Annotated in this window: 4 protein-coding genes and 3 pseudogenes; all 7 read right to left on the bottom strand. The window is 42.6% G+C overall.

The annotated features are described in order from the left end of the window. Positions 1-197: 197 nt before the first annotated feature. Positions 198-533 (bottom strand): IS66 family insertion sequence element accessory protein TnpB, encoded by a 336-nt coding sequence (gene tnpB / locus AC07E5_RS00195; RefSeq protein ID WP_498624455.1) that lies wholly within the window; start codon positions 531-533, stop codon positions 198-200. Then, positions 530-913: a transposase gene (locus AC07E5_RS00190; RefSeq protein ID WP_279969639.1), complete on the bottom strand. Its 384-nt coding sequence runs from the start codon at positions 911-913 to the stop codon at positions 530-532. The genes tnpB and AC07E5_RS00190 overlap by 4 nt, the downstream gene beginning before the upstream one ends. A 75-nt stretch (positions 914-988) precedes the next feature. Beyond that, positions 989-1660 (bottom strand): annotated as a pseudogene (locus tag AC07E5_RS00185) (DDE-type integrase/transposase/recombinase); the annotation flags it as partial. Positions 1661-1875: 215 nt separating this feature from the next. Further along, complete coding sequence (istB, locus tag AC07E5_RS00180) at positions 1876-2649, bottom strand: IS21-like element ISAba8 family helper ATPase IstB (protein WP_001053379.1); 774 nt, start codon at positions 2647-2649, stop codon at positions 1876-1878. Continuing rightward, positions 2649-3668, bottom strand: a complete 1020-nt coding sequence (gene istA, locus AC07E5_RS00175; protein ID WP_498624454.1) for an IS21-like element ISAba8 family transposase — start codon at positions 3666-3668, stop codon at positions 2649-2651. Before istA ends, istB begins: the two co-directional genes overlap by 1 nt. A 91-nt stretch (positions 3669-3759) precedes the next feature. Then, positions 3760-4086, bottom strand: a pseudogene (locus AC07E5_RS00170) (tyrosine-type recombinase/integrase); the annotation flags it as partial. Between the two features lie 40 nt (positions 4087-4126). Then, positions 4127-4620, bottom strand: a pseudogene (locus AC07E5_RS00165) (IS3-like element ISAba29 family transposase); the annotation flags it as partial.

Raw genomic sequence — 4620 nt, 5'->3', positions numbered from 1 at the left:
TTGAACTCTGGCATCTAATTGCTGGTTTGATTGTGCTAGAGACTGATGCTGCATCGCCAACTGTCTGGTGAATTCCAGCAGTTGTTCATGGGTCAGTTGGCTTAAGTCAGGCAGCGTATTCATGACCGCAGTATGCCTGAGGTCATGAAGAGAATGAAATAGAACGTTTGGAGGATGGCAGAATGGTCGAGCTTGGTTTAGAGCATATTCACCACTTGCTGCAATCCAATTCTCTGCCAGGGCAAACCTTGGATCAGTGCCTGTAACTGTTCCGGGCTGAGGGCCACGCTTTCACCCTGGTGAACTTTAGCCCAGTGGAATTTTCCCTGTTCCAGCCGCCGGGCACACAGCCAGATGCCCAGTCCATCATGTACCAACACTTTCATACGATGACCACGTTTATTACAGAACAGGTAGGCGCAATGCGGTTTGATGTAGCCAAAGGCTCTCACCACCTGAGCCATGACAGTATCCATTCCTGCTCGCATATCCATGGGCTGGGTAGAGAGCCAAATTTCATTGATACGGATCATGTTGCCAGTGCCTTGAGTAATTCTGCCAAGGCAGGTATTTCTGATGTCTGCCATTTTAGCTGAATATCATTATTCGTATGAGGCACGGTGATACACAACGTGATCCTCTCATCAATAGGTTGGCTGATTGCAGCAGTGTAAGGCAAAGCAATAAATGCTGGATTCACATGAGTAGGATCCTGCACGGCACCATCATGATGGCTGAGGATCCTGATCCAACGACTGACAAGGTTGGCATTAATACTATGTTGCAGTGCGACCGAAGCGATCGAGGTATTAGGATTTTTGCAGGCATTGACAATACTGAGTTTGAATTCTTTGCTGTATGTTCTGCGTTTTTTAGCAACAGGAGGTGTTGCTGAATATATATCCATGTTCATGGATTAAGTCCCCACTTGTTTTTAGGTGGGAACTAAATTAAGGCTTATAGGATCGCTTGGTAAGGCTGTGTTAGCAGGATGCTTACGTTTATTTGGCCTAAATTTGATTCCATGCTGCATCAATTTTTTCTGTACTTTTTCAGCAAAAAATTCCCGCCCACGATCGGTCTGTATTCGCTGTATGGGAAAAGGCATTTCTTCAATTACGCAGTCTAAAAAGTCGAGCGTATTCGCCGCTGTTCGGCGTTTATATATCCTTAAAACGCGATATCGTGTGCAGTCATCGATAGATGTGTACTGATATAGCCCAGGACCCAATTTACAGGTATCCATTTGAATTCTATCGCCTGGTAATGGGCGTTCATAACGAATGAAATCTACTTTACGACGGAATTTTTTAATCGGTTTGACTTGATGGGTGGATAGTACTTTATGGATAGTCGCTAAGGACAACGAGACTCCGTGCAGCCTCATCAATTCTGTTTGCAAACGTCGAGCACCCAGATTTCTAGCCGAGCGCATTTCCAATATTAAGGCTTCTAGCTCAGCATTGATTTTAGTATTTGGAGATTTTAATGGGCGTTTACTCTGACTACTTAATCCATCAATACCTTGCTCAGAATATCGTTTCCACCACTTGCGTAATGTTGGTCTAGAAATGCCACATCTCCGACAGACTAGGCCAGCATCATTGGTCTCTTCAAATAATTTAACCCATACGAGTCTTTGTTGAATTTCTCTGTTCATAGACACCAATTATATTGAAATGATGTCTATGAATCACACAGTTCAATTCCCATTCACACGGGAATTACCTTGTACATTCAATGTACAATTTTAAATTACATAAAAAATAAAAATATATAAAACAATTATTTATAGTAAAGTTGTCAACGGCATTCTAAAATTGACCCCTTTTACCTTTCAAATGGCAAAGTAAAATTGACCCCTTTGATCTCGTATTAAGTTTCAACCTGGGGCTGAATCCCAATTCTTTTTTTATCCTTCAAACGATAACTCTCACCCGATATTTGTACCACATGACAGTGATGCAATAACCGATCTAACATCGCAGCGGTCAACGTGACATCATCTGCAAAGGATTTGGACCACTGGCTAAAGGGTAAGTTACTCGTCAATATCGTACTGCCTTTTTCATAACGCTTGGCAATCACGTTAAAGAACAGATTCGCTTCTTCACGTCCAAACGGTAAATAACCAATTTCATCGATAATCAGTAACTTTGGTCCCAGTACCGCACGTTGCATATAGGTTTTCAGTTTACCTTGCTGATAGGCTGTACTCAGTTGCAGCATGAGATCGGCGGCGGTAATGAACTTGATCTTAATGTTGTTCATGATGGCCTTATAGCCTAATGCCATAGATAAGTGCGTTTTTCCTACTCCGCTAGCCCCGAGAAACACCACATTTTCTGCTCTAGCAATAAAGCTCAGATTGAACAGTTCAATCACCTGTGATTTAGGGGCCCCTAGGGCATAATTAAAATCATAGTCTTCCAGGGTTTTGACTTGAGGCAGGCCTGAGAGTTTCATCAGTACCTGCTGACTGCGCTGTTGCCTGGCAGCATATTCATGCGTCAAGATCGCTTCAACAAAGTCGGCATAACTTCCATCTTGACCTAATGTTTGTTGTGCATGATGTGACCATTGTGATGCGATGGCAGGCAGATTGAGCTTTTGGCAAAGTTGCTCTATACGGTCGTATTGCAGATTCATCAGGAAACTCCCAGCAACTGGTCATATACCGATAAGGGATGCTGCAAACTCTCGTAGGGCATGACATGCTGTGCTGCTGCAACAGGTACAGTGCTAGAACCTGTATCTGATTGCGGTAATGGCGTAAATTTTTGCTGCTCCTGTTGCAGTCGAACAGCCGGTTTTTCTTGCATGGTGGCATGAATCCGCTGATTGGCGGTTTCATGCAGCCACCGGCCAATGTGGGCATTGGCGACATCAACATCTAACAGTAAACCCGAAGTCTTCAGGCTTGCTTTCAATGGCACAATAAAGCTTGATTTGAGGTATCCATTAAAGCGTTCAACTTTGCCTTTGGTCTGTGCACGGTAGGGCTTACATACGCGAGGACGAAAGCTGTATTTCTTGGCGCAGTCGAGCAGTTTGGGATTCCATTTATGCTGCCCCTCCTGATAGGCATCCCGTTCAATCATGATCGTTTTAGCGTTATCAAACAGGATTTCTTGAGGTACTCCTGCAAAAAACTGAAATGCATTTTCTAGACCATCGATCCATGCATCCGTACGTTCATGATCATAAAATTTCACGAAAGTCGCTCTGGAATACCCTAATGTTGCGACAAAAGCTTTTAAAGTCGTGTTGTTGCGTCGAATCGTGGTGAAATCCACTTGCATTTGTTGGCCAGGTTGGGTTTCAAAACGAATGATCGGTTCCGGTTTAGCAACTGGTTTTAATGTTGCAAGATATTCCCTCAAGATCCTGATCTTTCCTGGATATCCCAACCCTAAAATTTCCTGGTAGAGCACAACAGCAGGAATCCATTCAGGATGAGCTGCGTTTACACGTTGGAGTAAATAGGGTTTATATGGGTCAAGGATACTTATTCTAGGCTGTATACGCTGATACTGAGGTGTGGTGTTTTGCCGTAAATATTTACGTACGGTATTTCTGGACACCCCCAGTTCACGACTAATGGCTTTAATAGATTTACCTTGTTGATGAAGTATTTGGATTGTCACTGCTTGCTCCAAAGTTAACATGTTGAGCAGTCCAAAATGACCGCTATATTAACCAAGGGGGTCAGTTTTTAAATGCCATTAGGGGGTCATTTTTACACTGCCGCTAACAAAGTTAAGTAGACGCCATCCCAATACAATTCAGAATCCAGTTTTCGTATTCTTGCAACGTTTCTCGAAGCATATCCATTGGTCTGACGATATAGTGTCTTTCAACTAGCGCACTTGGCTTATGACCTGATATCTGTGCTAAAGATCCTTCATTGATTTTTGCCCAAATAGCTAACGTTTTATATGATCTCCTCAATCCATGGGGAGTAAGTTCAATATTTAGTTTTTTACATATTTTCTCTAAGCTATCGTAAGGATTAACAATATGGCCACATTCAGCACCCTTACTGCTAAATATGAATTTAGAATCAGAATTTTTCTTTAGTTCTAATTGAACCGTACTGGGTTTGTCGGAGACTTTTTTATTTAAGTTAGGCCACCTGACCTAACGGGTTAATCTTATCATAGTACATTGCTTCAAACTCAAAAGGTGATACATAACCCAGTGCACTGTGTACACGCTCTTTATTGAACCAATCTACCCAGTTTAGTGTCGCAAGTTGTACATCCGCTAAACCTTGCCAATCCGCTTTTAAATATTCAATCACCTCTGTTTTGTATAAGCCATTCACCGTTTCAGCCAAAGCATTATCGTATGAATCACCGGTCGTACCGACTGATGCTCGTAAATTTGCTGCTTCTAAACGATTGGTATAACGAATGGAAAGATATTGCACGCCTCTGTCACTATGATGAATCACGTTCTTTGGCATGCCTCGATCGTGCAATGCTTGCTCAAGTGCATCGAGCACCATATCTGTATTCATACGTGTTGATACTTTCCATCCAACAATTGCTCGCGAGAACACATCAATAATAAAGGCGGTATAGACCCAGCCTGAATGAGTTTGAATATACGTGAAGT

Source organism: Acinetobacter seohaensis, from assembly GCF_056431365.1.
The sequence above is the reverse complement of the archived record's forward strand: the minus strand, read 5'-3'. Positions and strand labels throughout refer to the sequence as shown.